The organism is Streptomyces sp. ISL-36 (assembly GCF_018614205.1).
Taxonomy (GTDB): Bacteria; Actinomycetota; Actinomycetes; order Streptomycetales; family Streptomycetaceae; genus Streptomyces.
The window spans coordinates 36,191-53,470 of record NZ_JAGGOS010000033.1; the positions used below are offsets into that span (position 1 = coordinate 36,191).

The 17,280-nt window shown below is 71.7% G+C and carries 14 protein-coding genes; 11 read left to right on the forward strand and 3 right to left on the reverse strand.

Annotation, left to right across the window (positions count from 1 at the left end):
• The 3 genes from J7E93_RS08615 to J7E93_RS08625 all read left to right on the forward strand — a co-directional run bounded on the left by J7E93_RS08615 (position 1) and on the right by J7E93_RS08625 (position 2,362).
• The gene (locus J7E93_RS08615; RefSeq protein ID WP_251066249.1) at positions 1–1,368 is read left to right on the forward strand and encodes an ATP-binding protein; all 1,368 of its coding nucleotides are present in this window, start codon (positions 1–3) and stop codon (positions 1,366–1,368) included.
• Entirely contained in the window at positions 1,361–1,738 is a 378-nt protein-coding gene (locus J7E93_RS08620; RefSeq protein ID WP_215067074.1) for a nucleotide pyrophosphohydrolase, read from the forward strand. Before J7E93_RS08615 ends, J7E93_RS08620 begins: the two co-directional genes overlap by 8 nt.
• 126 nt (positions 1,739–1,864) lie before the next feature.
• Positions 1,865–2,362 carry a DUF6099 family protein gene (locus J7E93_RS08625; protein WP_215067076.1) on the forward strand — a complete coding sequence of 166 codons (498 nt, stop codon included), beginning with the start codon at positions 1,865–1,867 and terminating at the stop codon, positions 2,360–2,362.
• A gap of 202 nt (positions 2,363–2,564) precedes the next feature.
• Here J7E93_RS08625 and J7E93_RS08630 read toward each other — a convergent pair whose 3' ends face one another.
• Complete coding sequence (locus J7E93_RS08630; RefSeq protein ID WP_215067106.1) at positions 2,565–2,900, reverse strand: hypothetical protein; 336 nt, start codon at positions 2,898–2,900, stop codon at positions 2,565–2,567.
• 250 nt (positions 2,901–3,150) lie between these two features.
• Between J7E93_RS08630 and J7E93_RS08635 the strand changes: the two genes are divergently transcribed.
• Both J7E93_RS08635 and mmuM read left to right on the forward strand, forming a co-directional pair.
• Positions 3,151–4,074 (forward strand): LLM class F420-dependent oxidoreductase, encoded by a 924-nt coding sequence (locus J7E93_RS08635; protein ID WP_215067078.1) that lies wholly within the window; start codon positions 3,151–3,153, stop codon positions 4,072–4,074.
• Positions 4,075–4,120: 46 nt separating this feature from the next.
• Positions 4,121–5,041, forward strand: coding sequence for a homocysteine S-methyltransferase (mmuM, locus tag J7E93_RS08640; protein WP_215067080.1), 921 nt, complete (start codon positions 4,121–4,123; stop codon positions 5,039–5,041).
• Between the two features lie 85 nt (positions 5,042–5,126).
• Here mmuM and J7E93_RS08645 read toward each other — a convergent pair whose 3' ends face one another.
• Positions 5,127–7,511, reverse strand: a complete 2,385-nt coding sequence (locus J7E93_RS08645) for a hypothetical protein (RefSeq protein ID WP_215067082.1) — start codon at positions 7,509–7,511, stop codon at positions 5,127–5,129.
• 199 nt (positions 7,512–7,710) lie between these two features.
• On the opposite strand from J7E93_RS08645, the gene J7E93_RS37785 reads away from it, so the two are divergent.
• The 5 genes from J7E93_RS37785 to argF all read left to right on the forward strand — a co-directional run bounded on the left by J7E93_RS37785 (position 7,711) and on the right by argF (position 15,995).
• On the forward strand, positions 7,711–8,694 hold the full coding sequence (locus J7E93_RS37785) for a hypothetical protein (RefSeq protein WP_215067084.1): 984 nt from the start codon (positions 7,711–7,713) through the stop codon (positions 8,692–8,694).
• Positions 8,695–8,824: 130 nt separating this feature from the next.
• The gene (locus J7E93_RS08655) at positions 8,825–10,291 is read left to right on the forward strand and encodes a 3' terminal RNA ribose 2'-O-methyltransferase Hen1 (RefSeq protein ID WP_215067086.1); all 1,467 of its coding nucleotides are present in this window, start codon (positions 8,825–8,827) and stop codon (positions 10,289–10,291) included.
• Positions 10,288–12,846 (forward strand): polynucleotide kinase-phosphatase, encoded by a 2,559-nt coding sequence (locus J7E93_RS08660; RefSeq protein ID WP_215067088.1) that lies wholly within the window; start codon positions 10,288–10,290, stop codon positions 12,844–12,846. The genes J7E93_RS08655 and J7E93_RS08660 overlap by 4 nt, the downstream gene beginning before the upstream one ends.
• Positions 12,847–13,549: 703 nt before the next feature.
• Positions 13,550–14,782, forward strand: a complete 1,233-nt coding sequence (locus J7E93_RS08665) for an arginine deiminase (RefSeq protein WP_215067090.1) — start codon at positions 13,550–13,552, stop codon at positions 14,780–14,782.
• Between the two features lie 202 nt (positions 14,783–14,984).
• Positions 14,985–15,995 (forward strand): ornithine carbamoyltransferase, encoded by a 1,011-nt coding sequence (gene argF, locus J7E93_RS08670; protein ID WP_215067092.1) that lies wholly within the window; start codon positions 14,985–14,987, stop codon positions 15,993–15,995.
• A gap of 174 nt (positions 15,996–16,169) precedes the next feature.
• On the opposite strand, the gene J7E93_RS08675 is transcribed toward argF, so the two are convergent.
• A complete protein-coding gene (locus J7E93_RS08675; RefSeq protein ID WP_215067094.1) occupies positions 16,170–16,610 on the reverse strand; it encodes an ATP-binding protein in 441 nt (146 codons plus the stop codon).
• Positions 16,611–16,880: 270 nt separating this feature from the next.
• Between J7E93_RS08675 and J7E93_RS08680 the strand changes: the two genes are divergently transcribed.
• Positions 16,881–17,280 (forward strand): enoyl-CoA hydratase-related protein (locus J7E93_RS08680; RefSeq protein ID WP_215067096.1); only part of this gene is annotated, 400 nt, incomplete at its 3' end.

A 17,280-nucleotide genomic window follows, 5' to 3' on the forward strand; every position in this document is an offset into this window, starting at 1 on the left:
ATGCACTCCATCGGCGGCTCCGCGCCCGAGTCCCTTTCCTCGCCCTCGCCCTCTTCTCCCCCTTTCGCTGCCCCGTCCGGTCGTCCTTCCGGCCGTCCTTCCTCTTTCTCCTCCCGTGCGACGTCTGCCCGCCCGGCCGTCACCGAACTGCGCCTCTCCGCTTTCGCCTCCCACCGCGCCGCCGTCTACTCCCTCGGACCGGTGACGCTCTTCGCCGGAGGGAGCGGCAGCGGCAAGTCCAGTGCTCTGCGGGCGTACGAGGCGTTGGCGCGGCTGGGTGCGGGTGAGGAACTGGCCACCGCTTTCCCCGACGCGACCGACTGCGTTCCCGAGCGGGCCAGGCCCGACGCCCAGGGGAGGCGGGGGTTCCGTATCGGCTGCACGGTCGACGGTCCGGTCGGGCCGGTACGGCTCGATGTCGCCGTTCAGGCCGAGCCGCAGCTCCGCGTCGTCGGCGAACGCCTCACCTGCCGCGGTCGTACGCTGCTCACCACCGCGCTCCGTGACCCGGGCCGCACCTCCGTCCAGGCCGAATGGCACACCGCCGGAGCCACGCCCGTCACCCGTGCGCCGCTTCCCGACGATCTGCTGGGCACCGCCCTCCTGCCGCTGCGCGTGGCCGGCAAGACGAAGGGGCAGCTGGAGGTCCTGGCCGCGGCCGAGCAGGTGGTGGTCGCCCTGCGTTCGGTGTTCGCCTGTGACCCGCAGCCGGACCGGATGCGAGCGCCGGTACCGACGGGCGAAGGGCGTCTGAGGCGAGGGTGCGAGAACCTCGCGGAGGTGCTGCACCGCACCCGTACGGACTGCCCGCGCCGCCACGCTCGGCTGGCCACGGTGGCCGGCGCCGGTTGCGTCGGGCCGGTGACGGGGCTCGGCGTGGAGGAACTGCCCGACGCGAGGGTACGGGCGGTGCTGGAGCGCACGACGGCGGCGACGGCGGGCACGGCGGGCACGGCGGGCATGGCGGGCATGGTCGCGGCGGCGGGCTTCGTGGGGGCGGGGCGGTCCGCGCCGGTTGCCGGGTTGCCGGCGGCGGCACCGGGGGAGGCCCCTTGGGTGACACCGCTCGGGCGGCTCGGCGACGGGGAGCTGCGCTACCTGGCGCTGGCGCTCGTGCTGCTCACCGGCCCGGGGGTCCTCGCCATGGACCAGCTCGGCGAAGTGCCGGACGCCATGCGGACGCTGACCGTCCTCGCCGACGGGTTCGACCGGGGGCTCGACCGGCGTCAGCTCCACGAACTGCTCGGCCTCGCCGCGGCCATCTGCGCCGGCGGGCACATCAGGCTCGTGGGAACGGTCGGGGAGGCGGTCGCAGGAGGTGCACGGGAGATGCCCGGGGTGACAGTGGTAGACCTGAGCCGTGAGTGAACTGGATGTAGCGGGATTGCAGCGCAGGCTGACGGAGTTCGCGGCCTCGCGGGAGTGGCAGCCGTACCACACGCCGAAGAACCTGGCGGCGGCGCTCAGCGTCGAGGCGGCCGAACTGCTGGAGATCTTCCAGTGGTTGACTCCGGAGCAGGCGGACCGGGTGATGGACGACCCGGACGCGGCGCACCGGGTGGCCGACGAGGTCGCGGACGTGCTGGCGTACCTGCTCCAGTTCTGCGGGGTTCTCGGTGTCGATCCGCTCGCCGCCCTGTCGGCGAAGATCGACCGGAACGAGCTCCGCTTTCCCGTGGGCAGGCCGCCGGGACGGAGCGCGCGCCCGGAGAACGGTGATCGTCACTCTTCGGAGTGATCGAGTTTCCCCCATCGAGCCTGCTGTCCACAGATTTCCGAATTCCTCTGGCGTCGGGGCTCAGGCAGCCTCACTCTGGGTAATGGACTGAGTGGGTAGTAAGTCGTACGAACGGGGGCGGCGTACATGGAAGCCGAGCGACTCATCGCGATGGGCCGGCACGCGCTGGCACAGAGCAGGACGGCGCTGGACATCGTGGCGGAGGCCTGGCAGGCCCAGGCCCTCGCGCAGGCGATAGGAAGTCAACTCGCGCTCTGCGGACCGTTGGAGGTGCGGGGCGAGGCGCGGGGGCTGAGCGAGATCGGCTGCGGGCGCGGGGTGATCGACCATCCCGTGCTGCGGACGGGCGGGCCGAGAGCCGCCCAGCTGACCGAAGTGGGGGACGCGCGTGGGGCGTTGACGGCGCTCGGCGCGCTTCTGGGAGAAGTGGGGATCGCCCTCGTCGGTGTGGCCTGTGTGACCGACGAGGAGGGGCTGTACTGGCAGTGCATCGAGGCGATCGATGCCGCCGACGAGTCGAACGACCGGGTGCGCGGGATGCTGCGCCGGCTCGCGGTGCGGGAGCGGGACCGGCCGCCCGATGCGGCCCGCGGCCGGGCGGGTCCGGTGGCGGGACCGTGGTGAACGGGGGCCGTGGCCGATCGAGCCCGTGCCGCTGGAGTCGGGGCCGATACTGTGCGGCTGAGGGAGTTGCGGGGGCCGCGGGGCTGCGGCGCTGCCAGGCTCTTGGTGTGCGAGCGGGCGCCGTCCGGACGGGGACCGTGCGAGCGGTGGCTGGAGGGGGCAGGGCTGGAGGGACAGGGGGTGGGCGGCCGGAGAGGCCGGGTCAGAAGGCGCGTTCGTCTCTTACGCGGCCGTGGGCGGGGCCGGAGGCGGGAGAGTCCGAACGAGGGGAGGTCTCGCGCGGGCCTTCGGCCACTGCGCCTTCGTGGGTCGGCTGGTTCGCGGCGGGCTCACCTGCTGCTTGCGGACGGGTCTCGTGACGGTCGGCCGTGGACTGAAGGTCGGCGTCGAGCTGGGAGAGATCGGCGGTGAGCGCCGCCATCAGCTCCTCCATCTGCTGCAGCAGGCCCTTGGGGGCGCCTTTGCCCTTCTGCTCGGGAACGGACTGCTGCTCCGACTGCTTGGGCATCGCCCGTTCCGGCGCGGCTTCCTGGGACATGGCGGACTCCTCGGCCCAGGCCCCGCCCACAGGGGAGGGGCCATACGTGAGAGCGACGCACCGGCAGCGGCCGCCGGCGCGCGGGCCGGGCGGTCCGGCTCCGCCCGAGCCAACGACGGGCGCCGGGCCACGGTCACTGGCCCGGCGGGACGCGGCCCGCCGGGGTGCGGGATATTCACCCGACCGAGCCGGAGCGCGCCGGGCGCTGACGGAGAGGTTGACGGTCGCACGGCGGTGCAGGATGGGGGGTATGGATCTTCGAATCTTCACCGAGCCCCAGCAAGGGGCCGACTACGACACCCTGCTCTCGGTCGCCAAGGCCAGCGAGGACCTCGGTTTCGACGCCTTCTTCCGGTCGGACCACTACGTCAGCATGGGTTCCGGTGACGGGCTGCCCGGGCCGACGGACGCGTGGATCACTCTGGCCGGCCTGGCCCGGGAGACCAAGCGGATCCGCCTCGGCACGCTGATGACCGCCGGTACCTTCCGGCTCCCGGGCGTCCTGGCCATCCAGGTGGCCCAGGTCGACCAGATGTCCGGCGGCCGGGTCGAACTGGGGCTGGGTGCAGGCTGGTTCGAGGAGGAGCACCGGGCGTACGGGATTCCGTTCCCCAAGGAGAAGTTCGGCCGGCTGGAGGAACAGCTGGCGATCGTCACCGGGCTGTGGGAGACCGAGCTCGGCAAGACCTTCTCCTACGAGGGCGAGTTCTACCAGCTCACCGACTCGCCCGCGCTGCCCAAGCCGGCCCAGTCCAGGATCCCGGTCCTCATCGGCGGGCACGGCGCCACACGGACGCCACGCCTCGCCGCTCGCTACGCCGATGAGTTCAACATCCCCTTCGCCTCGCTGGAGGACAGCGAGCGGCAGTTCGGCCGGGTCCGGGCGGCCGCCGAGGCAGCGGGCAGGCCGGCCGACGCGCTCGTGTACTCCAACGCCCTGGTCGTCTGCGTCGGCAGGAGCGACGCCGAGGTGGCCCGCCGGGCGGCGGCGATCGGCCGTGAGGTGGAGGAGCTGAAGGCGAACGGTCTGGCCGGTTCACCCGCCGAGGTGGTCGACAAGATCGGCCGGTACGCGGCGATCGGGGCGTCCAGGGTCTACCTGCAGGTACTCGACCTGGACGACCTGGACCACCTGGAGCTGATCTCCGCACAGGTCCAGTCCCAGCTGAATTGAGCTGAGCTGAACTGAACGACAGAACGAGAGAACGAGAGGAGGACCGATGGCCCGCAACCCCGGAACGGAGCGGTCGCCGGCCGAGGCGCTCGCCGACGAAGTGCTCGTGCTCGACGGCGGGCTCTCCAACCAATTGGAGGCCCAGGGCTGCGACCTGAGTGACGAGCTGTGGTCGGCTCGGCTGCTCGCCGACGGTCCCGAGCAGATCGAGGCGGCGCACACGGCGTATGTGCGTGCCGGTGCCCGGGTCCTCATCACCGCCAGCTATCAGGCCACCTTCGAGGGCTTCGCGCGGCGCGGGGTCGACCGCGCCGGTGCGGCGCGGCTGCTCGGGCGGAGCGTGGAGCTGGCCCGGGCGGCGGCGGAGGGGGCGGCGCAGCAGGTGTGGGTCGCCGGGTCGGTCGGCCCTTACGGGGCGATGCTCGCCGACGGCAGTGAGTACCGGGGGCGGTACGGGCTCACCGTGCGGGAGCTCGAACGGTTCCACCGTCCCCGGATCGAGGCGCTGGTGGAAGCCGGGCCCGATGTCCTCGCTCTGGAGACGGTGCCGGACGCCGACGAGGCCGAGGCGCTGCTCAGGGCGGTCGAAGGGTGCGGGGTGCCGGTGTGGCTCTCGTACACGATCGCCGGGGAGCGTACGCGTGCCGGTCAGGGGTTGTCGGAGGCGTTCGGGCTCGTGGCGGGCAACGACCAGGTGATCGCGGTCGGGGTCAACTGCTGTGAGCCGGACGACGCGGCCCGGGCGGTGGAGATCGCCGCGGGCACGATCGGGAAACCGGTGGTCGTCTACCCCAACAGCGGGGAGGAGTGGGACGCCGGCGCCCGGGCCTGGCGCGGGGCCGGGGCCTTCGACCCCGGCCTGATGAGGGGCTGGGCCGCCGCGGGAGCGCGGCTGATCGGCGGCTGCTGCCGCGTCGGCCCGAACCGGATCGCCGCGCTGGCCGCCGCCCTGGCATCGGCGCCCTGAGGAGGCCGAGGGTCGGGCGGAACGAGAGAGCGGCCCCGCACCCGGGGCGGGTGCGGGGCCGAGGTGAGGCGGTAAGGCCGAAGGATCAGCCGTCAGTGGCGGGACGCCGTCGCTTCCACCAGATCAGGGCCGCGCCCGCCGCGGCGAGGGCGGCGGCGATGCCCGCGATCAGTCCGACAGGAAGGTCGGAGCCGGTGTCGGCGAGGTCGCCTTCGGGGTCCTTCGCGGGCGGTGTCTGACCGCCGCTGCCGTTGCCGGGCGTGGAGGGATCCGGCGCCGGGGTCGACGGCTGGTCGGTCGGCTTGGGGTCGTCCGGGTTCGTCGGTGTGGGCGTGGGTGTGGGCGTCGGCGTGGGGTTGCCCCCGCCGGAGCTCTTGCCGGTGTTGTTGCCGCCGAGGAAGGCGGTGTCGGTGTCGGCATAGGCGGTCGTCGACTTCACGGCCGCGTTCACGGCGTCGGGCATCTCCGGGTTCTCGGCCTGGAAGCGTGCCTTGGTGATGTTCTGCTTGGGCTGCTTGGAGAAGTCCACGCCGCCGAGGTAGAAGGAGAACTCCAGGACGGAGCCGTCCTGCGGGTACTCCCGCTTGAAGTGGAAGTCACCCTCGCGGAAGGACTTCAGGTAGGCCGCGTACACCTTGTCGCGGTCCCACTTGGTGCGTGAGGGCCATGCGGTGGCGTCGTCGGATCCGATGATCTCGTGGAAGTCACCCGGCTTCACGGCGTCGCGCTGCTTGATCCACTCCGCGGCGATCCGGGAGGTGTACACACTGCGCAGGTCGGCGTACTGGGGCGCGGTGTTGACCAGCTTCTCGACCTCGGGGATCGCGATGCGCTTGATCTGCTGGAAGTTGTACTCCTGGACGGCTTCGGGCTGCTTGCACTTGTAGCCCTCGTTGAAGTCGATCTTCGCGGCCTTGACGTCCATGGGCGCGTCGAGGATGTACAGCTTGCCGTCCTCTTCACGGACCTTGGCCGGGGCCGGTTCGATGTAGTACCGGTAGGTTTTCCAGCAGGGCGCTCCGTTGACGTGCTGGAAGGAGTCCCACAGGCGGTTGCCGACCGGGTTGTCCGGGACCATGACCCTGGCCAGGTCGTGCTTCATCTCCAGGTCGGCCTCCAGCAGGACGCGGCCGGCGTCGGTCTTGGCCAGCTTGTCGTCGGTGACCTGGTCCGGCTGGTCGGGGTTGAGGTTCACCCAGAACCGGTTGGGGTGCAGGGCGAGCCAGGTGAACATCGCGTCGGAGGAGAGGTCGATCTTCGCGCCGCCGCCCCACGAGGGGTTCTCGTCCTCGTCCTCGTTCATCGTGGCCTTGAAGCCGTAGTCCATGCCCTTGCCCTTGACGGGCTCGGTGATGTACCGCAGCTCCATGGTGGTGAAGTCGATGCCGCCCGGGCCGCGCATCCGGTTGGGTACGCCGGGCATGTTGCGGATGGCCGCCTGGCGGCGCTGGGCTTCTTCCTTGGTCTTGCCGGAGTTGCGGGCCATGTCGTTGGCCGCGCCGCTGGAGCTGCCGCAGCCGCGTGCGGGCGCCTTGCCGGCGGCCAGGGTGGTGGCGGTGTTGCAGCCCTTGCCGGTGAAGGCGGGGTCCTGGCGGGTGTACCGGGGGTCGGGGGTGAACTTGGCGTCCGGTACGGCGCGGTGCTGGTACCAGGAGACGCCGTGGGCCCTGAGCTTGCGGATGACGCTCTGGCTCGGCGGCTCGCCGAAGACGTAGACGACCTTGTAGCCGCGTTTGGCCAGCGCCTTGTCCACCAGGAGCTGCTTGCTGTCGATCTGCTTCGTGCCGGACTTGAACTCGTAGATGACCTTGTCGCGACCGTTGGTCTTGATCGCGTCGAAACGGCGGTCCTTCTTGACGTTCTCCTCGCCCAGCTCGTCGACGAGTTCCTGGAACAGCTCGGGCATCTCCTCGGCCAACGAGTACTGGCAGTACCAGTTCTGCCCGCCGAGCTTGAAGTACTGGGCGATCTCCCGCTCGTAGGCGAGGCCGCCGCGGCTGTTGGCCTCACCGTTGACGTAGTAGCTGTTCACATACTCGTTGAACGTGCCCTTGTAGGGCTGCTTCCCGGCCTGGTTCTGCTTCCAGTACGCCCAGGCGTGCTTCGGTGTGGCGTTCGGGTACTTGCTGGGGTCGGGCAGGATCTCGCCCAGCTCTTCCGGGCTGGGGAGTTGCAGACCCGACAGGGCCTTGCGGGGGGTGTCGAAGGAATAGGCGCGCTTGGTGTCGCCCTTGGTGCGCCACTGGTAGGGCCCGCTCGGCTTGAAGCCCGGCAGGCCGTTCATCCGCGGGGCCCGGTTGGGCGTCTGGTACGTCTCGGTGCAGCGCTTGGCCGCGGCTTCCGCTTCCTGGACGTTGTCCAGGACGGGCAGGCCGCCGGAGAGGATGCCGACGCTCACCGCGAGGACGGCCGCGCGGCCGAGCCAGGCGGAGCGCCGGGGTATGGCGTGAGTCAAGGTGATGTGTCCCATGGTCAGGGGGCACGGGATCGACGTGCGGACTGGGCCAGGTCACGGCCCCCGTGGAAGTGACCTGTGCAGGGTTCACGGTAAGGGCAGGAGTGTGAAGAAAATGGCAGGGACACGCTAGGGTTTTGAGAGCAACCACCGTACGCGTACGGCCAGTTCGAACCCGCGGGCGCCATCGGTCCGGTGTCCTAGAGTGGCCCGCATGTCTGACCACACGAACGGCCCCACGGGCGAGGCGGCGGCCGATGAGCAGGTGGCCCAGTGGATCGGTGACGTCCCGGCGCTGGTGATGCGGCTGGACACCTGGTACACCCCGGAGGAGTTCCACCCGGACATGTCACAGGAGTCCCTCCGGCTGCTGGAGGAGGCCGTCGTGTTCACCTACCAGCCCGAAGGCACGCCCGAATCACGGGACTTCCTGCAAGGGGCGATGGCCTACCTCGGCGAGGCGCTGATGGCGGTCGGCGGCGGCCGGTGGGGACGGAGCGCCGACGGACATCCGGTCGTGCTGCCCGACCCGGAGCTGCGCCTGGAGCCGCTCGACCCGCTGAAGCTGATCATCGCCGCGCAGGAGCGGGACGAGTTCGGCGCGTTCACCGAGGCCGTCGACGCGCTGCGCGCCGCGGTCGCGGAACGCGGCGAGCGGGAGCCCGGATGGAAGCCGGTCAAGGAGCCGACGCCGGGCCTGGACCCGTGGGCGGCGGAGGAGCCGCACCCCTGGCTCGCCGGATGGCTCGAGGAGCGCCGAAACGGCTTCCCCGCCTGGGCGGCCGAGACCGGGAGCGAGATCCAGGTGTGGGACTTCTCCCCCCGGTCGCTGGAGACCCTGGGCCGCCTGGTGGTGGAACGGTTCGGCAGCAGGGAGGCGTTCAAGGCGGCCGAGGACACCCCCTTCGTCCAGGGCGCCATCTGGTACGTCGGCGAGGTCGCCGTCCACCACAGGCGAGGGGCATGGACGTACCGCGAGGCGGCCGAGCGGATCCCGCGCGAAGAGGTGGAGAAGAACATCTACCTGGAGCGGCCGTTCGTCAACCAGCCCACCGTCCGCGACGGCGTGGGCGAGGTGCCGTTCTACGCGTTGCTGGCCACTGTGGGCCGCGAGGAACCCGCCGTTCTCCTGGAGCGCCTGGACCGCTACAAGGAGCCGTCCGAAGGGGACGACTCCGTGATCCACCGGGGCGTCTGAGGGCGCACGCGTGGCGGAGTGAGGCGTCACCCCCCGCGGGGACGCCCTTCGGGGGCAGCGGCCGGGCATCCGATGGAGCCCAGGAGAAAATGCCTGGTCGCAAGGGGCGTACGGGACCATACTCGGACGTGTGTTCCTGACGATCAGCACGACCGGCACCCCCGAACGTCCCGCGACCGATCTGGGCTTTCTGCTGCACAAGCATCCCGACAACGCGCAGGCGTTCTCGACCTCGCACGGCACGGCGCACGTCCTCTACCCCGAGGCGTCCGACGAGCGGTGCACGGCCGCGTTGCTCCTCGAGGTGGACCCCGTGGGGCTGGTGCGGCGCGGCAAGGGCAAGGGCCGGGGCGGCGCCCCCGACTCCGCGCTCGCGCAGTACGTGAACGACCGGCCCTACGCCGCGTCCTCGCTGCTCGCCGTCGCCCTGGCCACGGTCTTCAAGAGCGCCCTGCGGGGTGCCTGCAGGGCGATGCCCGAACGGGCGGCCGCGCCGCTGCCGCTGCGCATCGAGGTGCCGGCGCTCCCCGCACGCGGCGGGGCCGCACTGGTCCACAAGCTGTTCGGTCCTCTCGGCTGGGACACGGTGGAGGCGGAGCCGGTGGCGCTGGACCCCGTGTTCCCCGAGTGGGGCGACTCGCGCTATGTCCGCCTCGTTCTCGAAGGGGAGCTGCGGCTCGCCGACGCGCTCAACCAGCTCTACGTCCTGCTGCCGGTGCTCGACGACGCCAAGCACTACTGGGTCGCGCCCGACGAGGTCGACAAGCTGCTGCGCGCCGGTGACGGCTGGCTCGCCGAGCACCCCGAGCAGAAGCTGATCACCAGTCGCTACCTCTCGCGCCGCTGGGGCCTGACCCGGGAGGCCATGGAGCGTCTGGAGCTGGTACGGCTCGCCGAGAGCGACGGCCTGGACGTGGACGAGGTCGACAACGCCGTCGACGAGACCACCGACACGGAGGAGAATCCGGTACCGCTCGCCGAGCAGCGCCGCGAGGCGATCCTCGCCGCGCTGCGCACCGCCGGCGCGGCCCGCGTGCTCGACCTCGGCTGCGGTCAGGGCCAGTTGGTTCAGGCACTCCTGAAGGACGTGCGCTTCACCGACATCGTGGGCGTGGATGTGTCCGTACGGGCCCTGACGATCGCGGCGCGCCGGCTCCGGCTGGAGCGGCTCGGTGAACGGCAGGCCGGCCGGGTGAAGCTGATCCAGGGCTCGCTCGCGTACACCGACAAGCGGCTGGCAGGCTACGACGCGGCCGTGCTGAGCGAGGTCATCGAGCACCTCGACCTGCCGCGGCTGCCCGCGCTCGAATACGCCGTGTTCGGCTCCGCCCGCCCCCGCACCGTCCTCGTCACCACGCCCAACGTCGAGTACAACGTCCGCTGGGAGTCCCTGCCCGCCGGGCACGTCCGGCACGCTGACCACCGTTTCGAGTGGACCCGCGAGGAGTTCCGCACCTGGGCGGGGCGCGTCGGCGAACAGTACGGGTACGACGTCGCGTTCACGCCCGTCGGCCCCGACGACCCCGAGGTCGGCCCGCCCACCCAGATGGCCGTCTTCACCCGGAACAGCCCGACCACGAAGGAGGACACGGCATGACGACCCCCGACCCGACCGCCACCCGCAAGCTGCCCGTCACCGACCTGTCCCTCGTGGTCCTGATCGGTGCGAGCGGCTCCGGCAAGTCCACCTTCGCCCGGCGGCACTTCAAACCCACCGAGGTCATCTCCTCCGACTTCTGCCGCGGCCTGGTCGCCGACGACGAGAACGACCAGAGCGCCAGCCGGGACGCCTTCGACGTCCTCCACTACATCGCCGGCAAGCGTCTGGCGGCCGGTCGGCTCACCGTCGTCGACGCCACCAACGTCCAGCCGGAGGCCCGGCGCCAGCTGGTGCAGCTCGCCCGCCAGTACGACGTGCTGCCCCTCGCGATCGTCCTCGACCTGCCCGAAGAGGTGTGCCTGAGCCGCAACGCGGCCCGCCCCGACCGGGCGGACCTGCCCCGCCATGTCGTCCAGCGCCACCGCCGTGAGCTGCGCCGTTCGCTGCGCGGCCTGGAGCGCGAGGGCTTCCGCAAGGTCCATGTGCTCCGCACCGTCGAGGAGGTGGACGCGGCCGAGGTCGTCCTGGAGAAGCGCTTCAACGACCTGCGCCACCTCACCGGCCCCTTCGACATCATCGGTGACATCCACGGCTGCCGCTCCGAGCTGGAGACCCTGCTCGCCAAGCTCGGATACGTCGACGGCCACCACCCCGAGGGACGTACGGCCGTCTTCGTCGGCGACCTCGTCGACCGGGGCCCCGACAGCCCGGGCGTGCTGCGCCGCGTCATGGGCATGGTCGCCGCCGGGGACGCGCTCTGCGTGCCCGGAAACCACGAGAACAAGCTCGGCCGCTGGCTCAAGGGCAGGAAGGTCCAGCAGACCCACGGGCTCGCCGAGACCATCGAGCAGCTGGGACGCGAGAGCGAGGAGTTCCGCGCCGAGGTGGGCGCCTTCATCGACGGCCTCGTCAGCCACTACGTCCTCGACGAGGGCAGGCTCGTGGTCTGCCACGCCGGTCTGCCGGAGAAGTACCACGGCCGCACCTCCGGCCGGGTGCGCTCGCACGCGCTGTACGGGGACACCACCGGTGAGACCGACGAGTTCGGGCTGCCGGTGCGCTACCCGTGGGCGGAGGAGTACCGCGGCAGGGCCACCGTCGTCTACGGGCACACGCCCGTGCCGAACACGTCCTGGATCAACAACACCATCTGCCTGGACACGGGCGCCGTCTTCGGCGGGAAGATGACCGCGCTGCGCTGGCCGGAGCGCGAACTCGTCGACGTACCGGCGGAGAAGGTCTGGTACGAGCCCGCCCGGCCGCTCGCCACCGAGGCACCCGGCGGACACCAGGGCAGGCCGCTGGACCTCGGCGATGTGCACGGGCGGCGGATCGTCGAGACCCGGCAGATGGGGAACGTCGCCGTACGGGAGGAGAACGCGGCCGCGGCCCTGGAGGTGATGAGCCGGTTCGCGGTCGATCCGCGGCTGCTCGCCCACCTCCCGCCGACGATGGCTCCGACGGCGACCTCGAAGGAGGACGGCTACCTGGAGCACCCGGCCGAGGCGTTCGCTCAGTACGCGTCGGACGGCGTCGAGCGGGTCGTGTGCGAGGAGAAGCACATGGGCTCGCGGGCCGTCGCGCTCGTCTGCCGGGACGCCGACGCCGCCCGGGAGCGGTTCGGCGTCGACCCCGCGGAAGGGATCACCGGCGCCGTCCACACCCGTACGGGACGGCCCTTCTTCGCCGACGGCGCCGTCACCGAGCAGGTCCTGGACCGGCTGCGGAAGGCCGTCACCGCCGCCGGCCTGTGGGACGAGCTCGACACGGACTGGGTGCTGCTCGACGGCGAGCTGATGCCCTGGTCGCTGAAGTCCGCCGGGCTGCTGCGCTCGCAGTACGCGGCGGTCGGCGCGGCCTCCCGCGCCGTCTTCCCCGGCGCGCTCGGCGCGCTGGAACAGGCGGCGGCCCGAGGCGTGGCCGGCGTCGACGCGCTCCTCGCCGAACAGCGGGAGCGGGCGGCCGACGCGGACGCGTTCACCGAGGCGTACCGGAGATACTGCTGGCCGACGGAGGGCCTCGACGGGGTGCGCTTCGCACCGTTCCAGGTCCTCGCGGTGCGGGGCCGCTCGCTGGCGGCCGTGCCCCACAACGAGCAGCTCGGGTGGCTGGACCGGCTGGTCGAGCACGATCCGACGGGCCTGCTGCAGGTCACGCGCCGGCTGATCGTCGACACCGGCGACGAGACGTCCGTGCGGGCCGGTGTCGAGTGGTGGCTGGAGATGACGGCGGCGGGCGGCGAGGGCATGGTCGTCAAACCGCTGGCGGCACTGGTCCGTGACGGCAAGGGCCGGCTCGTGCAGCCGGGCGTGAAGGTGCGTGGCCGGGAGTACCTGCGGATCATCTACGGCCCCGACTACACGCGCCCGGAGAACCTGGAACGCCTGCGCAACCGTTTCCTCGGCCACAAGCGCTCGCTGGCCCTGCGTGAGTACGCGCTCGGTCTGGAGGCGCTGGACCGGCTGGCGGAGGGGGAGCCGCTCTGGCGCGTGCACGAGGCCGTCTTCGCGGTCCTCGCACTGGAGTCGGAACCGGTGGACCCGCGTCTGTGACACAGCCGCCGAGGGGGAAGACAGGCCGTCCCACGGGGGGCGCAGGAGAGCGGATCACAGCGCTCCCTTGCGCTCCCGTGCTCGTTGACGCGGCGCCGGGAGCTGTGCGACCTCGTCGCCAGGGGCTGTTCGTGACCGCCCCCCGCACGTCGCTGCGCGGCGCGTCCGGCGACGCCGAACGGGCGGCCGACGCCGCCGCGCTCCACCGCCGGGCGGTCCGGCCGCTGCTGGACGCGGGTGACGTCCCGGTCCGCACGCTCGCGGCGCTGCTGTCCGGACTCCGGTCGAGCCCCGACCCGGCCGCCCGGGCCGCGTTCCGGCAGAGCGTGGACGGCGAAAGGCCTGGACTTCCCGAGGAGGTCTGGCGGGCGCTGCCGAGGGAGGCGTACGCCGGCCCCAGGCCCCAGGCCCCAGGGCCCAGGCCCCAGGGCCCAGGCCCCAGGGCCCAGGGCCCAGGGCCCAGGGCCACGGTCCGGGGCCCCGCGGCAGGCGCCCCCGCACCGGCCGGCACCTCCGCCCGCCGCCCCTTCGGCACCGACCACCTACGCGGCGGCGTCCGGTGGCGACGGCCGGGTCATCGCCTTCGCCGTGATCGGGGTGATCCTGTTCCTGGTCGTCTTCATCGTCGCGTACCTGATGACGGCAGACGGTCGACCGTTCCGAGAACCACGCGCGAGCCGTCCGGCTCCGTCAGGATGGGCGCATGGGATTCCATGTCGATTCCGAGACCGGGCGGCTCCGCCGCGTCATCCTGCATCGGCCCGATCTGGAGCTGAAGCGGCTGACCCCCTCCAACAAGGACGCTCTTCTCTTCGACGACGTGCTCTGGGTCCGCCGGGCCCGGCAGGAGCACGACGGTTTCGCGGACGTCCTGCGAGACCGGGGCGTCGAGGTCCATCTCTTCGGGGATCTGCTGCGGGAGTCGATGGAGCTGCCCGCCGCCCGCGGGCTCGTGCTCGACCGGGTCTTCCACGAGAAGGAGTACGGCCCGCTCGCCGCCGACCATCTGCGCGCGGCCTTCGACTCCCTCGACGCCGCCCAGCTCGCCGAGGCGCTGGTCGGCGGGATGACGAAACGGGAGTTCCTGGCCGCGCACCGCGAGCCGACCTCCGTTCGGTTCCATGCGATGGATCTGGACGACTTCGTCCTCGGGCCGCTGCCGAACCACCTCTTCACCCGGGACACCTCCGCCTGGATCTACGACGGCGTCTCGATCAACGCGATGCGCTGGCCGGCCCGCCAGCGTGAGACGGTCCATTTCGAGGCGATCTACAAGCACCATCCTCTCTTCACGGGCCCCGAGGCAGGGCACTTCCACCACTGGTCCGAGGGGCAGACCGACTATCCGTCCACGATCGAGGGCGGGGACGTCCTCGTCATCGGCAACGGCGCCGTCCTGATCGGGATGAGCGAGCGGACGACCCCGCAGGCGGTGGAGATGCTCGCCCGCGGCATGTTCGCGGCGGGCTCGGCGCGGATGATCATCGCCCTCGACATGCCGAAGCGGCGTGCCTTCATGCACCTCGACACGGTGATGACGATGGTCGACCACGACACCTTCACCCAGTACGCGGGGCTCGGGATGCTCCGCTCGTACACGATCGAACCGGGCGACGCGGGGCAGTCCCTGCGGGTGACCGACCACCCGCCGGAGCACATGCACAGCGCCATCGCCGCGGCGCTGGGTCTCCAGGAGGTGAGGGTCCTGACGGCGACCCAGGACGTCCACGCCGCGGAGCGCGAGCAGTGGGACGACGGCTGCAACGTCCTCGCGGTCGAGCCGGGTGTGGTCGTGGCGTACGAGCGGAACGTCACGACCAACACGCATCTGCGCAAGGAGGGGATCGAGGTGATCGAGATCCCCGGCAGCGAGCTGGGCCGCGGCAGGGGCGGGCCGCGCTGCATGAGCTGCCCGGTGGAGCGGGACGCGGTCTGAGGGGAGCGGCGGCGCCGGGGGCGGGTCGCGGTGCCGGGAGCCCGAGTGGCGCCGGGAGCCGAGTGGCCCGCATCACCGTATAGGAATACTGGACTACGTATACACTTCCAGGGTCGTCCGGGCGTCGTCCCGGGCGTCCCCCGATCACGTCCCGACCTCGCCGGTCCCTGCCGTCCTCTTCCGCGAATACAGGAGCGCCCCCATGGCCACTGACCTCATCGGCCGCCACTTCCTCAAGGAGCTGGACTTCACCGCCGAGGAGTTCCGCGGTCTGATCGACCTGGCCGCCGAGCTCAAGGCCGCCAAGAAGGCGGGCACCGAGGTCCAGCGGCTGCGGGGCAAGAACATCGCCCTCATCTTCGAGAAGACCTCGACCCGGACCCGCTGCGCCTTCGAGGTCGCCGCCGCGGACCAGGGGGCCTCCGCCACCTATCTCGACCCCTCCGGCTCGCAGATCGGCCACAAGGAGTCGGTCAAGGACACCGCGCGCGTCCTCGGCCGGATGTTCGACGGCATCGAGTACCGGGGCGACAGCCAGGCGAACGTCGAGGAGCTCGCCGCCTTCGCCGGCGTCCCGGTCTTCAACGGTCTGACCGACGACTGGCACCCCACCCAGATGCTGGCCGACGTGCTCACCATGACCGAGCACTCGGACAAGCCGCTCGACAAGACGGTCTTCGCCTACCTCGGCGACGCCCGCTTCAACATGGGCAACTCCTACCTCGTCACCGGCGCCCTTCTCGGTATGGACGTCCGGATCGTCGCCCCCAAGGCGTACTGGCCGAACGAGGAGGTCGTCGCCTCGGCGCGCGGGCTCGCCGAGGCGAGCGGTGCCACGATCACCCTCACCGAGGAGGTGACCGAGGGCGTCCGCGGCGCGGACTTCGTCGCGACCGACGTCTGGGTCTCCATGGGCGAGCCCAAGGAGGTCTGGGACGAGCGGATCGCCGATCTCTCCCCGTACGCCGTGACCATGGACGTCCTGCGCGCCACCGGGAACCCGGACGTGAAGTTCCTGCACTGCCTGCCGGCCTTCCACGACCTGGGCACGGCGGTCGGCCGGGACATCCACGAGCGCCACGGGCTGACGGAGCTGGAAGTCTCCGACGAGGTCTTCGAGTCGGCCCACTCGGTCGTCTTCGACGAGGCCGAGAACCGGATGCACACCATCAAGGCCGTCCTGGTCGCCACGCTCGCGGGCCCCGCCGCCTGACGATCGCCGTACCACCCTTCCGGCCGGGCACCGTCCCCCACCCCTTCCGGCCGGGCACCGTCCCCCACCCCTTCCGGCCGGGCACCGACCTCACCCCTTCGGCCGGGCACCGACCTCACCCCTCCGGCCGGGCGCCCACCCCCACCCCTTCGGCCGGGCACCGGCCCTCGGCCCTCAGTGCTCCGGGCGGCGCTGCTTCGGTACCGCGGGGAGGGTGAACCAGACCGCCTTGCCGTGCGCGGTGGGCCGATGACCGCAGTCGGCGCTGAGGGCACGGATCAGCAGCAGGCCGCGGCCGTGCTCCTGCCAGGGGTCGGGCTCCTGGCCCGGCTCCGGGCCGAGCGGCTCGCCCGGGCGGGCCGGCCGCCGGTCGTGCACCTCGACCTGGCAGCCGCCCGGCAACAGCTCGACGACGAGCTCGATGGGGTCCTCGCCCTCGGTGTGTTCGACCGCGTTGGCGACGAGCTCGGCGGTCAGCAGCTCCGCCGTGTCTCGGTCGGCGGGCGCGTCGGCGTCCGCCAGCGCCGTACGGATCAGGGCACGGGCGATCGGCACGGCGACCGTGGTGTGGGGCAGCCGCGTACGCCACGAGGTGGGGCTGGTGGCTTCGGCCATGGCGGGTCCGTTCCGAGCGGGGCGGGTCGGGAGGGTGGAGTCCAGGACGTCCTGCTTTCAACCTTACGGACCGCAAAAGCGAAACCCAGGGGCGCCCCTCCCCTTCCCGCGGGGCCCTGCGTCACCTCCCGCCCGGGACCTCCGCCCACGGCCCCCGCCTCGTACGTCACAGCCTCGCCCCGTCGCCCCGCCCTGCCGCGTATCGCGTACTCGTGACGACAGTCACAGAGTGGTGATACGCTCGCGTCAGGAGGAGGGAGGCCGTTCCGTATGAGCCCCTTTATCGGCTCCGCACCCCGTACCGAGCAGTGGCGGCATCTGCACCTGGCCGTCGACGACGGCGTCGCCACCGTCACGCTCGCCCGCCCCGAGAAACTCAACGCGCTCACCTTCGGCGCCTACGCCGACCTGCGCGACCTGCTCGCCGAACTCTCCCGGGAACGGGCCGTGCGCGCCCTCGTCCTCGGCGGAGAGGGACGGGGCTTCTGCTCGGGCGGCGACGTGGACGAGATCATCGGCGCGACCCTGTCCATGGACACGGCGCAGCTGCTCGACTTCAACCGGATGACCGGACAGGTCGTCCGCGCGATCCGCGAATGTCCCTTCCCGGTGATCGCCGCCGTCCACGGCGTCGCCGCCGGCGCGGGAGCCGTCCTCGCCCTCGCCGCCG